Annotated in this window: 1 protein-coding gene; it reads left to right on the top strand. The window is 68.7% G+C overall.

Annotated features, from left to right (window positions below; translation table 11 throughout):
- A partial coding sequence (locus tag AC1DXM_RS31855) for an amino acid adenylation domain-containing protein (protein WP_477239515.1) occupies nt 1-3,005 on the top strand: 3,005 nt, incomplete at both ends.

Below are 3,005 nucleotides of genomic sequence, written 5' to 3' on the forward strand. Positions count from 1 at the left end.
GGCCTATCTGCCGCTCGATCCCGAGGACCCGCCGCAGCGGCTACGCGAACTCCTGGAGGGCGCCGGGGCCGGGGCGGTGCTGACGGAACGTCGGCTGGAGGATCGGCTCGGCGGCTGGATCGGGCGGCGCCTCTACGTGGAGGAGCCGCGCCCGCCGGCCGACCCGCCCCCGGCGGCACTGGCGGGGGAGAACCTCGCCTATGTCCTCTACACCTCCGGCTCCACCGGAAAGCCCAAAGGCGTAATGGTGGGCCACGCGGCGCTGGCCAACCGACTGCGCTGGATGCAGGAGGCGCTTCCCATCGACGGCGCCGACATCGTCCTGCAAAAGACGCCCATCTCCTTCGACGTCTCGCTGTGGGAGCTGCTGTGGCCACTGACCGTTGGCTCGCGCCTGCACCTGTTGCGCCCGGGCGGCCATCGCGACGCCGGCTATCTGGCCCGCCGTATCGCCGAGGTCGGGGTCACGACGATGCACTTCGTGCCCTCGATGCTGGCCGCCTTCCTCGACGAGCCCGACCTTGCCGGTTGCCGAGCGTTGAAGTACGTGGTCGCGAGCGGGGAAGCCTTGCCGCCTACGCTGGTCGCGCGCTTCCACGCTCGTTTCGACGCTGAACTCTACAATCTCTATGGCCCAACCGAAGCGGCCATCGACGTTACATGGTGGCGCTGCCATCGCGGCGAGGCGGAGACCCCCATCGGGCGGCCGATCGCCAACGTCCAAATGCACATTCTCGACGACGCGCTGCGGCCGGTTCCCATCGGCGCGGAGGGCGAGCTCTACATCAGCGGCCGCGGCCTTGCGCGCGGCTATCTTCATCGCGCCGATCTCACGGCGGAACGGTTTCTGCCCGACCCGCTCGGGGGCCCCGGCGGGCGCATGTACAGGACGGGCGATCGCGCCAGCCGCCGCCCAGACGGGGCGATCATGTATCTCGGCCGCAACGACGGTCAGGTGAAGATCCGGGGCGTGCGCGTTGAACTCGCCGAAGTCGAGGCGGCGCTGCTGCAGCACCCGGGGGTCAGCGCGTGCGTCGCGATCGCCGAGCCGGAAGCAACCGGCGGCCTGCGGCTCGTCGCCTATGTCGTCGCCGACGAAAGCTGCGGCGACCTTCGCTCTTTCGCTCGTGAGCGGCTGCCCGAAGTGATGAGGCCCACGGCGGTGGCGCGTCTGCCGGCACTGCCGCTTACGCGCAGCGGCAAGGTCGACCGTGCCGCCTTGCCGCCGGTCGTTACCACGCCACGCGAGGAAAAACCGTTGCACACCGCTTCGGAGCGCGCGATCGGGTCCGTATTCGCCGCCGTGCTGGGGCTCGAGGAAATGGCGATACGCGCCGATGACGACTTCTTTCAGATCGGCGGACATTCCATCGCCGCGACGCGGACGGTGTCGCGCCTCAGGAGCCTCGGCTACGAAGTGAAACTGGCCGATCTGTTCGCTGACCCTACACCCGAACGGCTGGCGGCGCGGCTCGAAGGCTGTCTCATCCGCCCGATCGGCGCCATTCCCTTGGCGCTGCGCGACCGCCCCTTGCGCCTATCGCCGGCGCAGGAACGTCTCTGGTTCTTGGAGCAGCTTGCACCTGGCGATCCCGCCTATCATGTGGCCGCTGCCGTCGAGATCGAAGGCGCTATCGACGTCGCGCGGCTGACGCGCAGTTTTGCCGATGTCCTGCGGCGCCACGAGATCTGGCGCACGCGATACGCGGTGGCCGACGACGGTGAGCTGATGCAGATTGTAGAGCCGGAACCGCCTTTCGAACTGCGTTGCGAGCCCTCGCCCTGCGCCTCGATCGAGGGTCTGTTAGCCGTGGCGGCTGACGAGTCTCGCCGACCGTTCGACTTTCTGGCCTCGGCGCCGCTGCGCGCGCGCCTGTTCGCGATGAGCGGCCGTCGCCACGTCCTGGTTCTGGCGATGCACCATATTCTCGTCGACGCGTGGTCGCTCGGCGTGCTGCTCGACGATCTCGCGGCGTTCTACGACGGTTGGCCGCCACCGCCGCTGCCGCTGCAATACGCCGATTATGCGGCTTGGCACCGCGATCATGCGGCAGCCGGTCTCGAAGACTGGAAGCGGGCGCTGCTGCCGCTGCCAACCGTGCTGGAAGCGCCGGCGGAACGGGCGCGTAGCAGCGGCTGGCGTCCAGGCTCGGGCTTTGCATGGCGGTTCGACCTCGCCGCGACCGAGCGGCTTGAGGCGTTAGCGTCAAGTTGCAGCGTGACGCTGTTCTCGGTCCTGCTGACCGCCTTCGCTGGAGTGCTCAGCCGGGACACTGGGGAGCGCGATTTCATTATCGGCGTCCCGGTCGCCGGGCGCGAACGGCCCGAACTGGAGCGGCTGCTTGGCGTTTTCATCAATACGCTGCCGATCCGCCTCGATTTCCATGGCCGCCCCACCGTCCGAGAGGCGCTGCGACGAACGGGCGAGGCCGTGGCGGCGGCGCTCGCGCGTCAGGACGTCCCGCTCGAAAGCATCGTCCAAGGGCTGGGGTTGTCGGGCGCGTCGCCGCTGTTTCAGGCGCTGTTCGATTTCCATAACGTGCCCGCTCCGAGACGTGCGCCGGGCGAATTGAAACTGCGGACCCATTTCGTGGATCGCGGGGCCGCGCAGCTCGACCTCGCGCTTACGCTGGAGCGCGCCTCCGACGGCTTGCGGGGCCATTTCGAATTCGCCATCGACGCATTCGAGGCTGAGACAATCCGGGCGTTCGCCGACCGCTTCAGCGCCATGCTGGGCCAGTTCCTGGCGGCCGCATCCGACGGCCTAATTGGCGACCTTTCGCTTTTAAGCGAGGCGGAGCGGGGGCGTTGGCTTGAGGATTGCGGCTGCGTTCGCGATTACCCGCGCGGTCACGTTGTCGAGCTTTTTGGCGAGCAGGCTCGGCTGACGCCGGACGCGATCGCGGTGCGCGGTGCGGGGGAGACGGTCTCCTATGGGGAGCTTGACCGGCGCTCGGATCGGCTGGCGCAGGCGCTGCGGCGGCGCGGGGTGGAGCGGGAGCGGA

The sequence above is a fragment of the Mesorhizobium sp. P3_A2 genome (genome assembly GCF_056403115.1).